This window comes from Streptomyces sp. BJ20, from assembly GCF_022869105.1.
Taxonomy (GTDB): domain Bacteria; phylum Actinomycetota; class Actinomycetes; order Streptomycetales; family Streptomycetaceae; genus Streptomyces; species Streptomyces griseoincarnatus.
This window is the reverse complement of the sequence record NZ_CP094918.1, coordinates 7,255,430-7,275,430: the sequence shown is the minus strand read 5'-3', so window position 1 is coordinate 7,275,430 and position 20,001 is coordinate 7,255,430. Positions and strand designations below refer to the sequence as shown.

General features: G+C 72.4%; 22 protein-coding genes and 1 tRNA gene. 5 read left to right on the top strand and 18 right to left on the bottom strand.

Features of this window, described 5'->3' with window-relative positions:
- The first annotated feature begins 16 nt into the window (after positions 1–16).
- The 3 genes from MTR79_RS32805 (at position 17) to MTR79_RS32795 (ending at position 4,898) form a co-directional block, all read left to right on the top strand.
- Entirely contained in the window at positions 17–2,464 is a 2,448-nt protein-coding gene (locus MTR79_RS32805) for a glycosyltransferase family 39 protein (protein ID WP_244792909.1), read from the top strand.
- A gap of 70 nt (positions 2,465–2,534) precedes the next feature.
- Positions 2,535–4,088, top strand: coding sequence for an MFS transporter (locus tag MTR79_RS32800; protein ID WP_244792907.1), 1,554 nt, complete (start codon positions 2,535–2,537; stop codon positions 4,086–4,088).
- A 36-nt stretch (positions 4,089–4,124) separates the two neighbouring features.
- Positions 4,125–4,898, top strand: a complete 774-nt coding sequence (locus tag MTR79_RS32795) for a TetR/AcrR family transcriptional regulator (protein ID WP_244792905.1) — start codon at positions 4,125–4,127, stop codon at positions 4,896–4,898.
- Positions 4,899–4,935: 37 nt separating this feature from the next.
- Here MTR79_RS32795 and MTR79_RS32790 read toward each other — a convergent pair whose 3' ends face one another.
- From MTR79_RS32790 to MTR79_RS32770, 5 genes are all read right to left on the bottom strand, one after another.
- Entirely contained in the window at positions 4,936–5,406 is a 471-nt protein-coding gene (locus MTR79_RS32790) for a PPOX class F420-dependent oxidoreductase (protein ID WP_086702773.1), read from the bottom strand.
- 9 nt (positions 5,407–5,415) lie between these two features.
- On the bottom strand, positions 5,416–5,721 hold the full coding sequence (locus tag MTR79_RS32785) for an STAS domain-containing protein (RefSeq protein WP_086702788.1): 306 nt from the start codon (positions 5,719–5,721) through the stop codon (positions 5,416–5,418).
- A 145-nt stretch (positions 5,722–5,866) separates the two neighbouring features.
- Positions 5,867–6,688, bottom strand: coding sequence for a YceI family protein (locus MTR79_RS32780; protein WP_086702775.1), 822 nt, complete (start codon positions 6,686–6,688; stop codon positions 5,867–5,869).
- A 109-nt stretch (positions 6,689–6,797) separates the two neighbouring features.
- The gene (locus MTR79_RS32775; protein ID WP_189363700.1) at positions 6,798–9,335 is read right to left on the bottom strand and encodes an MFS transporter; all 2,538 of its coding nucleotides are present in this window, start codon (positions 9,333–9,335) and stop codon (positions 6,798–6,800) included.
- Between the two features lie 13 nt (positions 9,336–9,348).
- Positions 9,349–9,840, bottom strand: coding sequence for a MarR family transcriptional regulator (locus tag MTR79_RS32770; RefSeq protein ID WP_086702778.1), 492 nt, complete (start codon positions 9,838–9,840; stop codon positions 9,349–9,351).
- Between the two features lie 194 nt (positions 9,841–10,034).
- On the opposite strand from MTR79_RS32770, the gene MTR79_RS32765 reads away from it, so the two are divergent.
- Entirely contained in the window at positions 10,035–10,229 is a 195-nt protein-coding gene (locus MTR79_RS32765; RefSeq protein WP_121719317.1) for a hypothetical protein, read from the top strand.
- A 308-nt stretch (positions 10,230–10,537) separates the two neighbouring features.
- On the opposite strand, the gene MTR79_RS32760 is transcribed toward MTR79_RS32765, so the two are convergent.
- The 9 genes from MTR79_RS32760 to MTR79_RS32720 all read right to left on the bottom strand — a co-directional run bounded on the left by MTR79_RS32760 (position 10,538) and on the right by MTR79_RS32720 (position 16,548).
- Positions 10,538–11,440: an RNA polymerase sigma factor SigF gene (locus MTR79_RS32760; RefSeq protein WP_086702781.1), complete on the bottom strand. Its 903-nt coding sequence runs from the start codon at positions 11,438–11,440 to the stop codon at positions 10,538–10,540.
- Between the two features lie 246 nt (positions 11,441–11,686).
- Positions 11,687–12,523 carry an RNA polymerase sigma factor SigF gene (locus MTR79_RS32755; RefSeq protein ID WP_006132791.1) on the bottom strand — a complete coding sequence of 279 codons (837 nt, stop codon included), beginning with the start codon at positions 12,521–12,523 and terminating at the stop codon, positions 11,687–11,689.
- A gap of 185 nt (positions 12,524–12,708) precedes the next feature.
- Positions 12,709–13,002: a Dabb family protein gene (locus tag MTR79_RS32750; RefSeq protein WP_086702784.1), complete on the bottom strand. Its 294-nt coding sequence runs from the start codon at positions 13,000–13,002 to the stop codon at positions 12,709–12,711.
- The gene (locus tag MTR79_RS32745) at positions 13,002–13,178 is read right to left on the bottom strand and encodes a hypothetical protein (RefSeq protein WP_028960538.1); all 177 of its coding nucleotides are present in this window, start codon (positions 13,176–13,178) and stop codon (positions 13,002–13,004) included. The genes MTR79_RS32750 and MTR79_RS32745 overlap by 1 nt, the downstream gene beginning before the upstream one ends.
- Before the next feature lie 183 nt (positions 13,179–13,361).
- Positions 13,362–14,345, bottom strand: a complete 984-nt coding sequence (locus MTR79_RS32740; RefSeq protein ID WP_244792903.1) for an alpha/beta hydrolase — start codon at positions 14,343–14,345, stop codon at positions 13,362–13,364.
- Between the two features lie 170 nt (positions 14,346–14,515).
- A tRNA-Ser gene (locus MTR79_RS32735) sits at positions 14,516–14,600 on the bottom strand.
- A gap of 45 nt (positions 14,601–14,645) precedes the next feature.
- Entirely contained in the window at positions 14,646–15,077 is a 432-nt protein-coding gene (gene tadA, locus MTR79_RS32730; protein ID WP_225252622.1) for a tRNA adenosine(34) deaminase TadA, read from the bottom strand.
- A 65-nt stretch (positions 15,078–15,142) separates the two neighbouring features.
- A complete protein-coding gene (locus MTR79_RS32725; RefSeq protein ID WP_086702785.1) occupies positions 15,143–15,679 on the bottom strand; it encodes a hypothetical protein in 537 nt (178 codons plus the stop codon).
- Between the two features lie 641 nt (positions 15,680–16,320).
- Positions 16,321–16,548: a hypothetical protein gene (locus MTR79_RS32720; RefSeq protein ID WP_086701355.1), complete on the bottom strand. Its 228-nt coding sequence runs from the start codon at positions 16,546–16,548 to the stop codon at positions 16,321–16,323.
- A gap of 137 nt (positions 16,549–16,685) precedes the next feature.
- Between MTR79_RS32720 and upp the strand changes: the two genes are divergently transcribed.
- Positions 16,686–17,321, top strand: a complete 636-nt coding sequence (gene upp / locus MTR79_RS32715; protein WP_033273349.1) for a uracil phosphoribosyltransferase — start codon at positions 16,686–16,688, stop codon at positions 17,319–17,321.
- 40 nt (positions 17,322–17,361) lie between these two features.
- Here the strand turns inward: upp and MTR79_RS32710 are convergent, their stop codons facing one another.
- From MTR79_RS32710 to MTR79_RS32695, 4 genes are all read right to left on the bottom strand, one after another.
- Positions 17,362–17,985 carry a LytR C-terminal domain-containing protein gene (locus MTR79_RS32710; protein WP_086701357.1) on the bottom strand — a complete coding sequence of 208 codons (624 nt, stop codon included), beginning with the start codon at positions 17,983–17,985 and terminating at the stop codon, positions 17,362–17,364.
- 132 nt (positions 17,986–18,117) lie between these two features.
- A complete protein-coding gene (locus MTR79_RS32705) occupies positions 18,118–18,414 on the bottom strand; it encodes a type II toxin-antitoxin system VapB family antitoxin (RefSeq protein ID WP_004943146.1) in 297 nt (98 codons plus the stop codon).
- A gap of 190 nt (positions 18,415–18,604) precedes the next feature.
- Entirely contained in the window at positions 18,605–19,198 is a 594-nt protein-coding gene (locus tag MTR79_RS32700) for an HhH-GPD-type base excision DNA repair protein (RefSeq protein ID WP_086701358.1), read from the bottom strand.
- 44 nt (positions 19,199–19,242) lie between these two features.
- On the bottom strand, positions 19,243–19,965 hold the full coding sequence (locus MTR79_RS32695) for a siderophore-interacting protein (protein WP_244793374.1): 723 nt from the start codon (positions 19,963–19,965) through the stop codon (positions 19,243–19,245).
- Positions 19,966–20,001: the final 36 nt, after the last annotated feature.

Sequence of the window (20,001 nt, the reverse complement as noted above, 5' to 3'; positions counted from 1 at the left end):
GCCCGGGGTGCGGGGTGTGCGAATTCGAGCGGAGGCCGCCGCCGACGGTGCCCGCCCGGCGTCCGCACCGCACGGCACGGGTGCCGAAGCCGGTGCCGCCACCGGTGATCGTCGGCTCACGCCCCCGCCGCACGGCGGTCAGGCCGCCGCGAGCGGCCCTCAGTCCGCGCCGCACGGCCCGCACGCCGGAGTGGATGCCCTCGTCGGTGACCCCCGACCCGCACCGCCCCGCGGGCAAGCCGGTGCCGAGACGGCCGGCCCCGCATCCCCGTCCGGCCCGGCGGCCGGTGTCCCACCGCACGGCCCGCACGCCGCACCCGTCCCCGGTGACCAGCCCCCCGCGCGCACCTCGGCGGCCGCCGGAAACCTCGCCGCCACGACCGACGGCACCCCCGTCACCCCCCGCTGGGCCCGTCCCGCCTTCTTCGCGCTGCTCCTCTCCACCGGCCTGCTGTACCTGTACAACCTCAACGCCTCCGGCTACGCCAACTCCTTCTACTCCGCGGCCGTGCAGGCGGGCAGCCAGTCCTGGAAGGCCTTCTTCTTCGGCTCGCTGGACGCCGCGAACGCCATCACCGTCGACAAGCCCCCGGCCGCGCTCTGGCCGATGGCCCTCTCCGTACGCATGTTCGGGCTCAACTCGTGGGCGATCCTCGTGCCCGAGGTGCTCATGGGCGTCGGCGCCGTCGCCGTCGTGCACGCGTCCGTGCGCCGACGTGCCGGACACGGCGCCGCCCTCCTCGCGGGCGCGGTCCTCGCGCTCACGCCGGTCGCGGCGCTGATGTTCCGCTTCAACAACCCGGACGCGCTGCTCGCGCTGCTGATGGCCGTCGCCTGCCATCTCGTCGTCCGCGCCCTGGAGGACGGCCGCACCAAGTGGCTGGTGTGGGCGGGCGTCGCCATCGGTTTCGCGTTCCTCACCAAGACGCTCCAGGCGTTCCTGATCCTCCCGGCGCTGGCCGCGGTGTACGCGGTCTGCGCCCCCGTCCGCCCGCGCAAGAGGTTCGTCCAGCTCGCGCTCGCGACCGTCGCGCTCGTGGTGTCCGGCGGCTGGTGGGTCGCGGTGGTCGAACTGTGGCCGGCGTCCTCACGGCCGTACATCGGCGGCTCGCAGAACAACAGTTTCCTGGAGCTGACCTTCGGCTACAACGGACTCGGCCGGCTCAGCGGCGACGAGACCGGCAGCGTCGGCGGCGGGGGCGGCCCGGGCGGCGGCGGACGCTGGGGCGAGACCGGCTGGGACCGGATGTTCAACGACGACATCGGCGGCCAGATCTCCTGGCTGCTGCCCGCCGCGCTGGTCCTTCTCGTCGCCGCCCTGGTCCTGACCCGTAAGGCGGGCAGGACCGACGTCACCCGCGCCGCGTTCCTCGTGTGGGGCGGCTCGCTGCTGACGACCGCTGTCGTCTTCAGCTTCATGGCCGGCATCTTCCACCAGTACTACACGGTGGCCCTGGCCCCCTATCTGGCCGCCGTGACCGGCATGGGCGCTGCGGTCCTGTGGCAGAGGCGACGGGAGACCTGGGCCGCCCTCACCCTGGCGGCGGCCGTCACGGCGACGGCGGCCTGGGGCTACGTCCTGCTCCAGCGCACGCCCGACCACCTGCCGTGGCTGCGGTGGCTCGTCCTGGTGGGCGGGCTGACCGCCGCGCTCGGGCTGGTCTTCGCGGGCCGGGCGGGGCGCCGGGTGGTACTCGCGGCGGCCGGGCTGGGCGTCGCGGCCTCCCTGGCCGGCCCGACGGCGTACACCCTGAGCACCGTGCGGGAGGGCCACTCCGGCTCCATCGTCACGGCCGGTCCCGCGGCGACGGGCATGGGAGGCGGCGGCCGTCCCCCGGGCGGCGCCCAGGACGCAGGCCCGGGCGGCGGTCCCGGCGGAGGGGGAACACCCGGCCAGGGCGGCGGCCCCGGTGGGGGCGGAGGCCCGCAGAACGGCACCCCGCCGGGCGGCGCCCCGCCGAACCCGGACGGCACCGACGGCACAGGCGGCTTCCCCGGCGGCGGCCCGACGGGCCGGAACGGCACGGGCTCCCCGCCCGGCGCAGCCGGAACCACCACGGAAGCCCCCGGCCGGGGCTCGGGCGCAGGCCCCGGCATGAGCGGTCTCCTCGGCGGCACCGACGTCGACGCCGAGGCACGCGAGCTGCTGGAGAGCGACGCCGGCGACCACACCTGGGCCGCCGCGGCGGTCGGCGCGCAGAACGCCGCGAGTTACCAGCTCGCCACCGGCGAACCGGTCATGGCGATCGGCGGCTTCAACGGCACCGACCCGTCCCCGACCCTCGCCCAGTTCCAGCGGTACGTGAAGGACGGCCGCATCCACTACTTCGTCTCCGGCGGAGGCGGCGGCCGAGGAGAGGGCACCGCCTCGCGGATCACCGCCTGGGTCGAGGCCAACTTCACCCAGGTCACCGCCGGCACCGCCACCTTCTACGACCTCACCCGCCCCGCGTCCGAAAGCTGACCCCGCCCCACGGCCCCGCCCCACGACCCCGTGCCGTACGCCGTAAGAGAGGTGTTCTACGGTGTACGGCATGACCACGTCCTCGCGGGAGCAGCCCGCCGCGGCCCCCGACCCGTCCCCGGACTCCGCACCGGCGGACGGGGCTCCCCGGGGGCACGCGCGGCGCTGGCTGATTCTCGGAGTCATCTGCCTCGCCCAGCTCACCGTGCTGCTGGACAACACGGTGCTGAACGTGGCGATCCCCTCCCTCACCCGGGAGATGGACGCCTCGACCGCCGACATCCAGTGGATGATCAACGCCTACTCGCTGGTGCAGTCGGGCCTGCTGCTCAGCGCGGGCAACGCGGCCGACCGCTACGGCCGCAGGAAGATGCTGATCGTGGCCCTCGCCCTGTTCGGCGCGGGGTCACTGGCGGCGGGGCTGGCCCAGTCCTCAGGGCAGCTGATCGCCGCGCGGGCGGGCATGGGCGTCGGCGGGGCGCTGCTGCTCACCACCACCCTCGCCGTGGTCATGCAGATCTTCACGCCCGAGGAGCAGCCCAAGGCCATCGGCATCTGGAGTGCCGTCAACTCCCTGGGCTTCGCGGCCGGTCCGCTGGTCGGCGGGTTCATGCTGAACCACTTCTGGTGGGGCTCGATCTTCCTGATCAACCTGCCGGTCGCGGCCCTGGCGCTGGCCGCCGTCGCCGCGTACGTCCCGGAGTCGCGGAACCGTCAGGGCGACCGTCCCGACCTGGTCGGCGCGGTGCTCTCCACCATCGGCATGACGGCCCTGGTCTACGCGATCATCTCCGGCCCCGAGCACGGCTGGACGTCCGGCACGGTGGTCACCAGCGCGGGCACGGCGGCCGTGGTGCTCGGCGTCTTCGCGTACTGGGAGAGCCGGATCCCGTACCCGATGCTCGACCCGCACTTCTTCCGCAACCGGCGTTTCACCGGCGCGGTCGGCGGCCTGGTGCTGATCACCTTCGGGATGGGCGGCGCGCTCTTCCTGCTCACCCAGTACCTGCAGTTCGTCCTGGGCTACGGCCCGTTGGAGGCGGGCCTGCGCACCGCGCCGATGGCGCTGACCGTGGTCGCGCTGAACTTCACCGGCGTCGGCACCAAGTGGTCGGCGAAGATGGGCACTCCGCTGTCCATCGCGGTCGGCATGGGACTGATGGCGGCCGGGCTGGTGTCGATCGCCACGCTCACCGGCCACGGCTACAGCGGCACGCTGCTCGGCCTGGTGCTGATCGGCGCCGGCACCGCCATCGGCAGCCCGGTGATGGCGCACGCCGTGATGAGTTCCGTGCCGCGCGAGAAGGCGGGCGTCGGCGCCGGCATCAACGGCACCCTGGCCGAGTTCGGCAACGGACTCGGCGTGGCCGTCCTCGGCGCCGTGCTCAACGCGCGCTTCGCCGCGCTGGTGCCGGTCGCGGCGGCCTCGCTGCCGGCGGCGCTGGCAGCGGCCGGCTCGGACCGCGAGCGCGCCGAGATCACCGGGGCGTTCTCCTCCGGACTGGAGACGAGCCTGCTCGTCGGCTCGGTCGCGGTGCTGCTCGGCGGACTGCTCGCGGCGTCGCTGCTGCGCCGTGCCGACCGCGCCGACGCGCGGGCCGCGCGGGGACGGGCGGACGCCTAGCATGAACCGGCGTCGGCGAGTCGAGGAAGGTGCGCCATGGTGAGGGCAGACCAGCGGTCCGGGAAGACACCGCGGCCCAGTGTCTGGCTGGAGGACCGGGAGCGGGGCGGCAGACGCGGCGGAGGCCAGCCCTCCGGCCTCGACCGGGACCGGATCACCGGAGCCACCGTGCGGCTGCTGGACGCCGAGGGCCTGGAGAGGTTCTCCATGCGCCGCCTCGCCGCCGAGCTGGACGTCACCGCGATGTCCGTCTACTGGTACGTCGACACCAAGGACGACCTGCTCGAACTGGCCCTGGACCGCGCCTTCGGCGAACTCGCCCTGCCCGAACCGGACTCCGGCGCGGACTGGCACGACGAGCTGCGCGCCCTGGCCCGCGAGTACCGGGCGCTGCTGGTGCGGCACTCCTGGCTGCCGGCGCTCGTCGGACGCTTCCTCAACATCGGCCCCCATGCGCTGCGGTTCTCCGGCGCCGTCCAGCGGGTCCTCGGCCGCACCGGCCTGCCCGAGCACGAGGTGACCGGGGCGATCGCCGCCGTGTTCCAGTTCGTGTACGGACACGGCACGGTGGAGGGCCACTTCCGTGACCGGGTCGCCTCGACAGGCCTGACCGCCGACGAGTACCACCACCGCGCCATGACCGAGGTGCTGCGCGACCCGGACGCCTCCGACGTCATCGGCCGGTCGGCACGGATCATGGAGGCGCGGGGCGGCGACACGGTCGAGGAGATGCTCGAACGGGACTTCACCTTCGCCCTGGACCTGCTGATCGCCGGCATCGAGGCGATGGTCGCCCGCAGCCGCCGCTAGCCGCGCGCGAGCCCGGCCGGATCCAAACGCAAGACCCTTAATCGCCTTCCGCCAGCCGTGCCGGGAAACCGCCCGTCGCCACCGGCCCCCAGCGCTCCGGGGTGATCCGGATCAGCGACTTGCCCTGCTTCACCATCGCCGCGCGGTACTCGTCCCAGTCGGGGTGCTCACCGGCGATGTTGCGGTAGTACTCCACCAGCGGCTCCACCGAGTCGGGCACGTCCAGCACCTCGGCGGTGCCGTCGATCTGCACCCAGGGGCCGTTCCAGTCGTCGCTGAGGACGATGAGGCTCACCCGCGGGTCCCGCCTGGCGTTCCGGGTCTTGGCGCGCTCCGGGTAGGTGGACACCACGATCCGCCCGGAGTCGTCGACGCCGCAGGTCAGCGGCGACCCCTGCGGCCCGCCGTCGGCACGGCGGGTGAGCAGGACCGCGCGGTGCCGGGGGCGTACGAAGTCGAGCAACTCGTCCAGGGAGACGCGGGTGTTGGTCGCGATGTCGGGTGCCATGGCGTCAGCTTAGGCGGCCATCGCCTCGGGGAGGTTGTCGTACACGGGCACGTCGCGGCGCAGCCCGGTCACCTCCAGGACGCGGCCCGCGACGCTCTCCGGGAGGGCCACCAGGTGCACCCGGGTGTGGGGGAGCAGCAGCCTGCGGGCGTCGTTGATCAGACGGATGCCCTGGGAGTCCATGAAGCGCGTCCCGGACAGGTCGAGGACCATCACCCGGGCAGGTCCCTCGGAGCCGGAGCGGGCCTGGTACATGATCAGCGGCAGCAGGCCGTCGGCGTTGCGGAAGTCGATCTCCGACGGCAGCGGGAGCATCACGCGCTCGGAGGAAAAGGGCGGAGGGGTCACGGGATTCACCTGGAATCGGTCGTCCGGCATCGGCAAGGCCGCTTCCTGACCCTCCGCCCATTGCACCACGTCGGGGACGAGACCGGTAGCGGTGCAGGTCCGGGCGTCGCGCTCAGTCCTCCGGGAGCTTCTCGCCCTGCACGGCCTGGACGTCCAGCTCCACCCGGAGCGTGGTGCCGACGGCGGCGATGCCGGCCTGGACGACCTGGTTGTAGTTCATCGCGAAGTCCTCGCGGTGCAGCTCGGTGGTGGCCCGGAAGGCCGCCCGGGTGCCGCCCCACGGGTCGGCGCCGGTGCCGAGGTACGCCAGGTCCAGGTCGACCGGGCGGACCACGCCGCGCATGGTCAGCTCGCCGTGCACGGTCCAGCGGTCGGTGCCCGCCTGGGTGAGCCCCGTGGACCGGTAGGTGATCTCGGGGTGCCGCGCGACGTCCAGGAAGTCCGGGGACCGCAGGTGGGTGTCGCGCATCCTGTTGCCGGTGTCGATGGACCCGGCCCGGATCACCGCCTCCACTCGGGACTTGGTGACGTCGTCGGGCGCGATCTCCACCAGGGCGGTGAAGTCGGTGAACCTGCCCCGCACGCTGGAGATGCCCAGGTGCTGGGCGACGGCGGCCACGCTGGAGTGCGCCGGGTCGACGGCCCACGGGCCGGGCGGCGGCAGCTCCGTGCCCCCGGCCCTGGCCAGCGTCACCGTCCCGACCTCCGCGCGCCCGCTCGCGGTGACGAGGGCGCTGGCGGCGGCGGGCGCGTACCCGACCGCGGTCACGACGACGGTGTACGCGCCCGGTGCCAGCTCGGTGGCGTCCCGGACGGCGCCCTCGGCGTCCGCCTCGGCGCGCAGCACCTGGCTGCCGGTTCCGTCGGTCAGCGTGACGACCGCGTGCGACACGGCCCATCCGTCCCGGGTGCGGATCCTCGCGGTCAGTGGCATCCCGTCTTCTCCCTGCGAAGGCTCATGAAAAGGTCGTGATACGACCGGCCCGCGGCGGGGCGCGTCTCCGCTACAGGACGCGCGAACCCGCCACGGGCCGGGACTCGGGTTACTCGCCCGGGTGGGCGAGCTCGATGTCGTGGTCGTCGACACCGGGGCCTGCGACCGTCAGGGCGCTCGCCACCGGCGGGTAGCCCGTGGCGATGACGGTGTACTCGCCGCCGTCCAGGTCGGCGAAGGCGTACGCCCCGTCGTCGCCGGTCGTGGCCGTGCCGACCACGTTGCCCGCGGCGTCGACCAGGGTGACCCGGGCGTCGGCCAGCGGCCCGTGCGGGGCGCGGACCACGCCCCGGACGTGGGCGCCGGTCTCCAGGTCGGCCTCGACCCGGGTGACGCCCGTGGCGCCGATCTCGACCGGCAGGGCACGCGGCCGGTACCCGGCGGCGTTCACCGCCACGGTCACAGCCCCCGGCACCAGCTCGGCGAAGGAGAACTCGCCCTGCTCACCGGTGGTCCCGGTGGCCAGCAGGTCCCCGCGTACGTCGGTGACGATCACCATCGCGTCCTTCACCGGCTGCCCGGTGTCCGCCGCGCGGACCGCACCGGTCATGCCGCTGGTGCCGCTGAGCAGGACGTCGTAGGACACCGGCTCGCCGTTCACCACGACTGTCGACGCCTGCGGCTGGTGCCCGTCGGCGGCGGCGATCAGGACGTACGACCCCGCCGAGGGCGCGTCCACCGCGTAGGAGCCGTCGTCCTGGGCCACGGAGCGGCCCAGCTGGCGGCCGCCCAGGGAGATCAGCGTGACGGCGGCGCGGGGCACCGGGGTGCTGTCGGCGCCCCGGACGAAGCCGCGCACCGGGATGCCGGAGGAGGCGGACCCCTCGGGCCGGACCGCGGTGGCGACGGCGGACACCGGCTGGGCGAAGGTGTCCTCCGCGGCGGCCTGCGTCTCCGCGGCGGCGGAGCCCGCGGGGGCGGCGTCCCCGACGGGGACGGACGCGGCCTCGGCGGCGGTCGGGGCGACCGGGTCGCCGGCCGCGGCGGCCTGCTCCTGCGCGGCCTGGGCCAGCGCGCCGGTGGTCCGCAGCGGGACCTCCTTGATGAAGACCGTCACCAGGAAGCCGAGCAGGGCGATCGGCGCGACGTACAGGAAGATGTCGGCGATGCCGTGGCCGTAGGCGCTCTCCAGCCAGGTGCGGATGCCCGGGGGCAGCAGGTCCATGTCGGGGATGGTGCCGCTGCCGGAGGCCTTGGCGGCCGCCGCCTGCTCCTGCGGGCTGAGCGTGCCGATGGTGTCCGCCGCGTAGTGGCTGATCCGGGACGACATCACCGAGCCGAGCACGGAGACGCCCACCGCGCCGCCGAGCGAGCGGAAGAACGTGACCACGGAGGAGGCCGCGCCCAGATCGCTCGGGGCCACCTGGTTCTGCGTGCAGAGCACCAGGTTCTGCATCATCATGCCGACGCCCAGACCCATCAGCGCCATGAAGACGCCGACGTGCCAGTACGGGGTGTCGTAGCGAATGGTGCTCAGCAGGCCGATACCCGCCGTGAGCAGCACGCCGCCCGCCAGCAGCCAGGCCTTCCAGCGGCCGGTCCTGGTGATGACGATGCCGGAGACGGTCGACGATATGAACAGACCGCCGATCATCGGGATGGTCATGACGCCCGACATGGTCGGGGACTTGTCCCGGGCGAGCTGGAAGTACTGGCTGAAGTAGACGGTGCCCGCGAACATCGCGATACCGACGAACAGCGAGGCCAGCGACGCCAGCGTGATGGTCCGGTTGCGGAACAGGCGCAGCGGGATGATCGGCTCGCTCGCCTTGGACTCGACGAGCAGGAAGATCAGCGTCAGCACGAGCGCGCCGCCGACCATCACACCCGTCTGCCACGACATCCAGTCGTACTTGTCGTCGGCGAAGGTGACCCAGACGAGCAGCAGGGAGACGGCCGCGGTGACGAAGAAGGCGCCGGCCCAGTCGACCTTGACCTCCCGCTTCACCAGGGGCAGGTTCAGCGTCTTCTGCAGCACGACCAGCGCGATGAGCGCGAAGGGGACGCCGACGTAGAGGCACCAGCGCCAGCCGAGCCAGCTGGTGTCGGTGATGACGCCGCCGAGCAGCGGGCCGCCGACGGTCGCGACCGCGAAGGTCGCGCCCAGGTAGCCGGAGTACCGCCCGCGCTCACGCGGGGAGATCATCGCGGCCATGATGATCTGGGCCAGCGCGGCGAGACCGCCGCCGCCGAGGCCCTGGATGGCGCGCGCGGTGATCAGCATGCCCGGGTTCTGCGCCGTGCCGGCCACGATCGAGCCGATCACGAAGATCACCAGGGCCGTCTGGACCAGGGCCTTCTTGCTGATGAGGTCGGCGAGCTTGCCCCACAGGGGGGTGGAGGCGGTCATCGTCAGCAGCGAGGCGGTGACGACCCAGGTGTAGGCGCTCTGGCCGCCGCCGAGGTCGGAGACGATCTCGGGCAGGGCGTTGGTGACGATGGTCGACGACAGGATGGCGCAGAACATGCCGAGCAGCAGCCCGGACAGCGCCTCCATGATCTGCCGATGGGTCATCGGAGCGTCCGTGGAGGAGCCTCCCCCGTGCTTGGCATGAGCCCGCACACCGTTCGGTGTGGTCGTTGCCATGGACTTCCTTCTCTTAGGTGCTTGCGGGTGTACGGGTGGTCTGTTCGAGTGACGGAGACGCCTGCCGGGGCACGGTGCGCGGGTCGCCGAAGCTGTCCCTGAGCCGGGCCATCAGCCGGGTGAGGTCGTCGACCTCCTCGTCCGACCAGTCGCCCAGCCGCTCCGCGAGCAGCTGGCTCGTGCGCCGGAACAGCTCGTCGAGCCGGGTCTGGCCGGCCGGGGTGAGGCGCAGGATGCGGGACCGCTTGTCGGCGGGGTCGGGGGAGCGCTCGATCCAGCCGCGCTCCGCCAGATGGGTGACGTGCCGGCTGGTGACGGACATGTCCACGGACAGCAGCTCGGCGAGTCTGCTCATGCGCATGTCGCCATGGCGGCCCAGCACGGTCAGCGCGGCCGCTGAGCCGCTGGGGCAGTCCGACGGCATCAGCCGGCTCATCTCCCGTTTGACGGCGCCGAAGGCGCTGAACTGCCGGACCAGCTCCTCGTACTGTGCCGACTCGGCCATGGCACCTCCGTTTCGTTGCTTAAAGCAACCGTAAGTATCGATGGTTGCTGAAGGCAAATAAAACCGGACTGTCCGAGCCAAAAACTTGGCAAAGGCAAGTAATCGCGTCAGTAAACACGCAGGTGGGAGCGGCCTACCCCGTCGATCCCGCCCCGCTTGGGGCGCCGGACGCTGATTCGCTAGGGTCTCGGTCCATGGCTAACACCCAGGGCCCGCAGGGCCATCACGACCCCGCCGGCAGCACCCAGATGTTCCGCGCGTTCGTCGACGAGGCTCCCCAGGCCGGTCAGCCGGCGGCCACGGGCGGCGGCCCGCGGATCGGCCTGATCATCGGCATCGTCGCCGCGGTCGCCGTCGTCGCCGCGGTGGCCTGGCTCGCACTGAAGTAGAGAGTGAGCCGCCGGGGCGACCCCTCGGCGGCCACACCCTTGGGGGCGCGGGGAACTGCGCCACCGGCCCGCACGGGCACGTGGCCGTACCGGTCCGCTCTCCCGGCACGGCGACGACCACACCCTCAAGGGGCGCGGGGAGCCGCGCGACCGGCCCCCACCGGCCCGCACCCGCGAAGCGACCGTCACCCGCCCCGCCCGGAGGCGCGCCGAAGCGGTGCGCGGCGCTGCCCGCAACGAAAGAGCGCGAAGGCACCCGGCCCCGAAGGAGCCGAGCGCCTCCGCGCTCACAGTCAGGTCCGCGGACGTCAGTCCGAGATGAGCCCCTCCCGCAGCTGGGCCAGGGTGCGCGTCAGCAGACGAGAGACATGCATCTGCGAGATGCCCACCTCCTCCCCGATCTGCGACTGCGTCATGTTCGCGAAGAACCGCAGCATGATGATCCGCCGCTCACGCGGCGGCAGCTTCGCCAGCAGGGGCTTCAGCGACTCCCGGTACTCCACGCCCTCCAGTGCCGTGTCCTCGTAGCCGAGGCGGTCCGCCAGCGAGCCCTCGCCGCCGTCGTCCTCCGGGGCGGGGGAGTCCAGCGAGGATGCCGTGTAGGCGTTCCCCACCGCGAGGCCGTCGACGACGTCCTCCTCGGACACGCCCAGCACGGCGGCGAGTTCGCTCACCGTCGGGGAGCGGTCCAGCTTCTGTGAGAGCTCGTCGCCGGCCTTGGTCAGCGCCAGCCGCAGCTCCTGGAGCCGGCGCGGCACCCGCACCGACCACGACGTGTCGCGGAAGAACCGCTTGATCTCCCCGACCACCGTCGGCATCGCGAACGTCGGGAACTCCACGCCCCGTTCGCAGTCGAAGCGGTCGATCGCCTTGATCAGCCCGATGGTGCCGACCTGGACGATGTCCTCCATCGGCTCGTTGCGCGAGCGGAACCGCGCCGCCGCGTACCGCACGAGGGGGAGGTTGAGCTCGATCAGCGTGTCCCGGACGTAGGCGCGCTCCGGGCTGTCCTCGTCGAGCACGGCGAGCCGCAGGAACAGGGAGCGGGACAAGGTGCGGGTGTCGAGGGCCGCCGTCTCCGGGACCTCCGGAGCGGGTGTGGCGACGAGGGCCGGGCCCTCGTCGATGGGGCCGAGTGCGTCGAGAGCATGGGGAGCTGACTCGCTCTCCGCGAGCGTGAGCACCTTCGAGCTGCCCTGTTCTGCGGACATGCCACCCCCTTTGGGTCGCGGGACGGTCGCGGCGAACGCTCCCGAACCGGGGAACGCAGCCTTCACCTGAATACCGGCGCCGAGGCTCCGGCAAACGCGCTTCCGGCAGAATGTCACATGTCGGCAACGCGCTGTAGTGACATGTCGACATGCGAGACGCGAATCAGCCCTGGAAACAAGGGGTCTGACGGAGTATCGGCCGGAAAGAACGCAGATTCACACCCTCGGGTGATTCGCTCTTCACGGTTACGCGTCGATCCTGTTTGCGGACCTCAGCCGCTGGAAGCTGCGGGCCAGCAGCCGGGACACGTGCATCTGCGAGACGCCCAGCTCGGCGCTGATCTGGGACTGCGTCAGGTTGCTGTAGTAACGCAGCAGCAGGATGCGCTGCTCGCGCTCCGGCAGCTGCACGAGGAGGTGCCGGACGAGGTCGCGGTGCTCCACGCCGTCCAGGGCGGGGTCCTCGTAGCCGAGCCGGTCCAGCAGGCCGGGCATCCCGTCGCCCTCCTGCGCGGCCTCCAGCGAGGTGGCGTGGTACGACCGGCCGGCCTCGATGCAGGACAGCACCTCCTCCTCGGAGATGCGCAGCCGCTCGGCGATCTCGGCGGTGGTCGGGGTGCGCCCGAAGGCGGTGGTGAGGTCCTCCGTCGCGCTGTTCACCTGAACCCACAGCTCGTGCAGCCGGCGCGGTACGTGGACGGTGCGGACGTTGTCGCGGAAGTACCGCTTGATCTCGCCGACGACGGTCGGCATCGCGAAGGTCGGGAACTGTACGCCCCGCTCGGGGTCGAAGCGGTCGATGGCGTTGATGAGGCCGATGGTGCCGACCTGGACGACGTCCTCCATCGGCTCGTTCCGGGAGCGGAAGCGGGCGGCCGCGTAGCGCACGAGCGGGAGGTTCGCCTCGATGAGCGCCGCCCGCACGCGGGCGTGCTCCGGCGTGCCCGGCTCCAGGTTCTTGAGCTGACCGAACAACACCTGGGTCAGGGCCCTGGTGTCCGCGCCGCGGCGCTTGGCGGGGGTCTGGACCGCGTCGGGGGACACCTCGTCCTGGGGCGGCGCGGAACTGGCCGACACGGTCAACGCCACCTCTTCATTCGCTTACATCGTCCGTCAACTCATCCGTCAAAAGCGGTCATAGCATCACAAGACTGACTCACTGTGTGCAAGCACCGCATATTCCGTGTTGAGGGCGGGAGGGGGCGCCTGACGCGGCGAGGCCCCCTGCAGCGGCAGGGGGCCTCGGCGCACGGAGTGCGGAGGGTGCGTCAGAACTCGTAGTCGGCGATCACCCACGTGGCGAACTCGCGCCACAGTCCGACCCCCGTCCGGTGGTCCGGGTGCTCGACGTAGCGGCGCAGCGCCTCGGCGTCGTCGAACGCGGAGTTGATCGCGAAGTCGTAGGCGATGGGGCGGTCGCTGATGTTCCAGGCGCATTCCCAGAAGCGGATCTCCGGGATCTTCCCCTCCAGCGCGCGGAAGGCCTCCACGCCTTCGACGACCTTCGGGTCGTCGCGGCGGACGCCCTCGTTCAGCTTGAAGAGCACCAGGTGCCGGATCATCACTCGCCTCCTGCGGCCAGCCAGGTCATGAAGTCGCCGATCGCCTTCGCGGCGTCCGAGATGCCCTGGAACCCGATGGTGACGTAGTCGCCGGCGGTCTCGGGATCCGTGATGATCACGTACAGCACGAAGACCACCACCAGATAGACGGCGGCCTTCTTCGCGTTCACCGCCATCGCGGCCCTCCCCTGTCACGGATCCCACTGCTGTCACGCGTGCATCGAGCGGGCCCATGATCGCACGAAGGGCCCCGCCTGACGACGGGGCGCTTCTGGGGCGGTGGCGGGGGAGTGGAGGGGCGTTCCGGAGCGACCCGGTGCGGCGCGCGTCACCGAGGGGCGGACCTCTCGACGGCGCGGTCAGGCGCGGCGGGCGCGGATCGCGATCACTGTGCCCGCGGCGACGGCGAGCACCGCCGTGCCGCCGAGGACCGCCGTCCGGCCGCTCGTGCCGGTCTTGGCGAGACTGGGCCGGGAGTCGCCCGCGGCACGCAGGATCAGGTGGGTGACGTCGTCCGGGTTGGTCTCCATGACGGCGTGCGGCGCGTCGACCTCGACGGTGGTGGCCTTGGCCCGCTCGGCCATGAAACGCAGGTTGTCGGTGCCGATGGTGCGGTCGTCGGTGGGGACGAGGTACCAGGACGGGACGGTCTTCCACGCGACTGCCTGCGTCGGCTCGTTGCCGGAGGCGGCGGTGGCGGGCCGCTGGGTGGCGGCCAGGACCCGGGTGCGGCTCGCACCGAGCCGGTCGCTCAGGAAGACGTCGCCGAACCTCTCCGGCTTGAGGTACAGATCCACGTTGGTCGCGTCGCCGCCGAGCGGTACGGCGTTCAGCGCGGTGGGCACCGGTGCGCTCGGGTCGTCCGTCACCCGGCTGCCCGGGTACTTGGCCGCGAGCTGGAAGGCGGTCTCGCCCTTGTCGGGCGCGAACCCGGCGATGTAGACGAGGGACTCCACGTTCGGGATGTCGGCGGCGGCGTTGGTGATGACGGCTCCGCCGTAGGAGTGCCCGACCAGGACGATGGGACCCTCGATCGACCTGAGCCGGGCAGCGAGGTGGTCGGCGTCGCCGGACAGGCTGCGCAGCGGGTTCGCGGTGGCCACCACGGGATGGCCCTGCGCCTGCAGGCTCTCGACGATCCGGTCCCAGCCGGAGGCGTCCGCCCAGTACCCGTGCACCAGCACGATCGTCGGTTTGGCGCTCCCTGATGTCCCGTCAGTGGGCGGGGCACTGCCTCCGCCCTCCGACGCCAGGGAGGGGCCTGCGGCCATCACGGCGGCGGCCGGAAGGAGGACGGCCAGGGGAAGTGACCGCCGGGCGAGGATGCGTCGTATGTGTGCCATGACCCTTCTTCCTCGAGGGAGAACCTGCCGGCAACACTGCGTTCGGATGACGGACGCGGCACCCCGGCTTGGCCATGGGAGTGAAGATCGGTCACGGAGCGTACCGGGCGGAGAGGGACCGGACGACGACGAGGGGCCCGGTCCATCGGACCGGGCCCCTCGTTCACCAGCGGTAGCGGAGGGATTTGAACCCTCGGTGACTTGCGCCACACTCGCTTTCGAGGCGAGCTCCTTCGGCCGCTCGGACACGCTACCGAGGGAGACCTTACAGCACGGTGGCGCGTGGATCGAAATCGGTATTCAGCGCCCCCGGAAGAACTCCGTGAGCAGCCTCGAGCACTCCTCGGCGAGCACGCCCTCGATCACCTCGGGCCGGTGGTTGAGGCGCCGGTCCCGGACCAGATCCCACTGGGATCCCGCCGCACCGGCCTTCTCGTCCCGGGCGCCGTAGACCACCCGGTCCACCCGGGACTGCTGGACGGCGCCCGCGCACATCGTGCACGGCTCCAGTGTGACCACCAGGGTGCAGCCGGCCAGCCGCCACTCCCCGGCCCGCTCGGCGGCCCGGCGCAGCGCGAGGACCTCCGCATGCGCCGTGGGGTCGCCGACCGCCTCGCGCTCGTTGTGCGCGCGGGACAGCACGGTGACCCCGTCCGCGGCCAGCACGAGGGCGCCGACGGGGACGTCCCCGCCCGGGACGGCCCGGCGGGCCTCGTCCAGGGCGAGTCGCATCGGTTCCCGCCAGCGGTCGCGCACCGGGTCGGGGAGGCCGGGCGCGGGGGTGGTGGTCGGCACGGTCAGCGGACGGTCTCCAGCACCTCGGAGGCGCCCAGCGCCTCGGCGATCTCGGAGACCGCGTCCTGCGTCATCGAGCGCAGCTCCTTCTCGGTCACGCCCAGATCCTCCAGAACCTGCGCGTCCCCGACGGGGCCGTGCGGTACGGACTCGCCGGACGCGGTGTACGGGGCGCCGTCGGCGTCCTCGTCGTCCGGCTCACCGTCCTCCGTGCCGTCGAGGTCGAGGGCGTCCAGGTCGGGGCCGTCGTCCCCGGGCTCCCGGCCGAGCAGTTCGTCGGTGAGCAGGATCTCCCCGTAGCTGCTGCGGGCGGCCGCCGCGGCGTCGGAGACGTAGATCCTGGGATCCTCCTCACCGTCCACGCGGACGACGCCGAACCAGCCGTCCTCCTGCTCGATCAGCACGAGCACCGTGTCCTCGTCAGGGGAGGCTTCCCGGGCCAGGTCGGCCAGATCCGACAGGGTTTCCACATCGTCGAGCTCTGTGTCGCTCGCTTCCCACCCGTCTTCGGTGCGCGCGAGCAGTGCGGCGAAGTACACCGTGACTCTCCCACTGGTCATAGGCGTGCCGGTTGGGGGTCCCCCCGGCGGAGGTGTGCGGGCGGGTGTGCGGAGCTGAGACCCCGCCCACTGGGAATCGTGGCAGAAACAAGGCCGTCAGGGGATGTCTTCGGGTCCCTGTGTCCGGCAGTTTCGATCGCGGTCCAGCGCGCTTGTCGCCGCCACGACCGGATCGTACGCGCCCAACCCCGCCACGGGAGCGCGGCACGTCAAAGGGACCCGCGGGCCCTTTCCCCCACGGGCCACCCCGCGTGTCGCGCCCATGCGACGGCAACCGGCCTGCCGCCGACGGCAACCCGCCGGCCGCAGGACACGGCTCACGCGATCCGCGGGCACGGCTCCCGCCATCCGCCGGCGTAGGTGTCCCCCGGTGCCTCAAGAGCCTGGGAGGTTTCACCAGGGCGGTGGGGGCGCCTCCCGCCCGTGGGGGCCCAGCTGGAGCGGAGTCGGAAGTAGGGGGAGAAGCCGAGAGCGGGGGAGGGTGGGCGCGACGGCACCCTGCGGGCGCCAGGTGCGCAGACACTCCCCGTCCGCACAGGCGAAGCACCTGGAAAGGCCGGCACCGGGGGCCAAGCACGCGGACGCCCCGCCCCGCACAGGCACAGGCGCCTGACGAACCGCTACCAGCGAAACGTCCGCATCCGCATCGCGTGCCGCAACCGCGCCGCCTTCGCCCGCCGGGGCTGCACCCGGTCCCGCAACGCCCGAGCCTCAGCCAGCTCCCTCAGAAACCGCGCCCGCCGCCGCCGGCGCTCGGCCTCCCAGTCCACCTCGCCCCCGGCGCCTTCGGCGTCCCGGGACGCCCGGGACGCCCCGGCCGACGGATCGCGATCCTCCTGCTCAGGCATTGCTTCATCACCCCAATCCGTCCCTCCCACCTTCCCCCGACCGGGCGGTTTGACGCCAGCGAAGGGGTGACGGGCGCCCCATACCCTTGCCACGCACGGGGACGCCGACCCTCCGTGTCCCGGTTAGGGTTGAGGCCATGCGTCTCCACGTCGTCGACCACCCCCTGGTCGCCCACAAGCTCACCACGCTGCGCGACCAGCGCACCGACTCCGCGACCTTCCGCCGTCTCGCCGACGAGCTGGTCACCCTGCTCGCCTACGAGGCCACGCGCGACGTGCGCACCGAACAGGTGGACATCCAGACGCCGGTGGCGCGGACCACGGGCGTGAAGCTGTCCCACCCCCGCCCCCTGGTGGTGCCGATCCTGCGGGCCGGCCTCGGCATGCTGGACGGCATGGTCCGGCTGCTGCCGACCGCCGAGGTGGGCTTCCTGGGCATGGTGCGCAACGAGGAGACGCTCCAGGCCTCCACGTACGCCACGCGCATGCCGGACGACCTCTCCGGGCGTCAGGTGTACGTCCTGGACCCGATGCTGGCGACCGGCGGCACGCTCGTCGCGGCCATCCAGGAGCTGATCAAGCGCGGCGCCGACGACGTGACCGCCGTGGTGCTGCTGGCGGCGCCGGAGGGCGTCGAGGTCATGGAGCGCGAGCTGGCCGGCACACCGGTGACGGTCGTGACGGCGTCCGTCGACGAGCGCCTCAACGAGCTGGGCTACATCGTCCCGGGCCTCGGCGACGCGGGCGACCGCATGTACGGAGCCGCGGAGTAACCCCGAGGCTCACACCCCGCGCGCCCGACGGCCCGGAGGTTCAGCAGTTCTTCTTCGAGGCGGGCGCCGGCTCGGGGTTGGCCAGTGCGGTCAGCGCCTTGTCGGCGTCCGTCTTCGCCGTGAGCCCACGGAACGCGTCGCCGATGATCAGATCGAGTTCGACGCCCTTGCGCGCCGGGTCCGTGCGGCGCTCGGCGCCGGCCAGCTGGGTGCCCAGCACCGGCAGCGCCGTGTCCAGCGCGGTCGCCGGGCCGAGCAGCACGCCGGTGCCCTTGACCTTCTTGTCGAACGTCTCGGGTGCGTTGGCGACCTCGCCGATCCTGAAGCCGCGCTTCTTCAGCTCGTCGGCGGTCTTCTGGGCGAGCCCGCTGCGCGTCGTGGCGTTGAGCACGTTGACGGTGATCGTGCCGGGGAGGGGCAGCGGCTTGGCGGCCCCCGCTGGACTCGCCGAGGGCTTCACCGTGGTGCCGCAGGCGGCCTTCGTGCCGGCCGCGGAGGCGGAGTCGCCCCCGCCGGTGAACACGTCGATGAGTTGCAGCGTGCCCCAGCCGCCCACGCCGAGCACGGCGACGGAGGCGACGGTCAGCACGACGAGCTTGCCGCGCCGCCGGGGCCGGCGCATCCGCGGGTACTTGTCACCCGTGATGCGGTACTGGCCGCCCATGCCGGGTGGAGTGAGCATGCTCATGAGCGCAGCGTAGTGCGCCCGGGCTGCTATGCCTACTAGATGATCATTCGACTGGGTGCAGTCCAACCCGAAAGGGCCAAACCGGGCCGTCAGAGGGTTCGACGGGTGTCAGTCGAGTTCGAGGACGCGCGCGTGGAGCACCTGGCGCTGCTGGAGCGCCGCGCGCACCGCGCGGTGCAGTCCGTCCTCGAGATACAGGTCGCCCTGCCACTTCACGACGTGCGCGAAGAGGTCGCCGTAGAAGGTCGAGTCCTCGGCGAGGAGGGTTTCGAGGTCGAGCTGCTGCTTCGTCGTCACGAGCTGATCGAGGCGGACCGGGCGCGGCGCCACGTCCGCCCACTGCCGGGTGCTTTCCCGGCCGTGGTCGGGGTACGGCCGGCCGTTTCCGATGCGCTTGAAGATCACACGGAAAGCCTACCGGTCGAGACGTTCCGGGCGCAGCCATGGCGACGCAGTACGCCGCCGTAAAAGATGCCGGAAACCATCAGAAAACGGTCCGCGCGCCCGTCGCGCGCCCTGACGGGCCGCCCCGTACGCCACCCCCGGCTCACATACCCGCCCCCGGTACGCCTCGGAAGCGGGCCCGCGGCGCCCGTCACGCCCCCGTCTTCTTCGCGGCCTTCGCCGCCGCCTTCATCTCCTGCTTGTGCGCCCGCACCTTCGCCAGCGACTCCGGGCCCGTGATGTCCGCGACCGAGCGGAAGGACTCGGGCTCGCCGTACGCCCCGGCCGCCTCCCGCCAGCCGGACGGGCGGACGCCGAGCTGCTTGCCCAGCAGGGCGAGGAAGATCTGCGCCTTCTGCTTGCCGAACCCGGGCAGGTCCTGGAGCCGCTTCAGCAGCTCGCGCCCGTCCTCCACGCCCCGCCAGACCGCCTCGGCGTCACCGTCGTAGTGCTCCACGAGGTACCGGCACAGCTGCTGGACGCGGCCCGCCATCGACCCCGGGTAGCGGTGCACCGCGGGCTTCTCGGAGAGCAGCGCGGTGAACGCCTCGGGGTCGTACGCGGCGATCTCGTGCGCGTCGAGGTCGTCCGCGCCGAGCCGACGCGCGATCGTCGCCGGGCCCTTGAACGCCCACTCCATGGGGATCTGCTGGTCCAGCAGCATCCCGGTCAGCGCGGCGAGCGGGCTGCGGCCCAGCAGCCGGTCGGCGTCGGGGTCCTGGGCGAGGTGCAGTGTGACGTCCATGCTCCCGATGATCGCGCGTCCCCCAGTTGATCGCGCGTCGCGGGTCAGCTCGCGCGCCAGTACCCCAGCGCCTGCACCCGCTGCTTGGGCAGGCCCAGCTCCTTGCGGACGAAGGCGCCCAGCGCGCGGGTGGTCGCGGTGTCGCAGGCGATCCACACGTACGGGTCGGGGCCGGACGCCAGCAGGTCCGGCAGTTCGGCGCGGACGCGCTCCACCAGGGCCGCGCCCGCGTCCCGCCGGGGCACCTCGCGCACCTCGTGCCGCGCGGGGTCGGCCGCGCAGGGCAGCCCGTCGAGGGAGCCCTCGAACCAGATGGTCGCCGGGGCGTCACCCAGCGCGCCCAGCAGGGAGTTGACGGCCGGCAGCGAGGCCGGGTCGCCGACCACGCAGACGTGGGACGGGGAGGGGTCGGGGTGCTCGAATCCCGTGCCCTGCACGGTCGCCTCGACGGTGTCCCCGGCCTTCGCCGCCCGCGCCCAGTCACTGGCGCAGCCCTCGTGCAGCGCGAACTCCAGCGCGAAGGTGCCGGTCTCCGGGTCGGGGTCGACCAGGGTGTACGCGCGCTGGTGGGGCTTGCCCGCGTCGTCGAACCACAGCCGTACCCACATCGTGGGGTGGACGCCGGTCGTCGCCAGCATCCCGCCGTCGGTGAAGGTCAGCCGCCGGTAGTCGACGGTGACGTCCTCGGCGCCCGTCACCGTGAACGTGAAATCCTTCGCGCGCAGCAGTTTGAGGACCGCGCCCTCCCAACCCCGCCCCTGCCCCATCGCGTTCTCACCCTTCGCGTACGATCCCGTCACGTC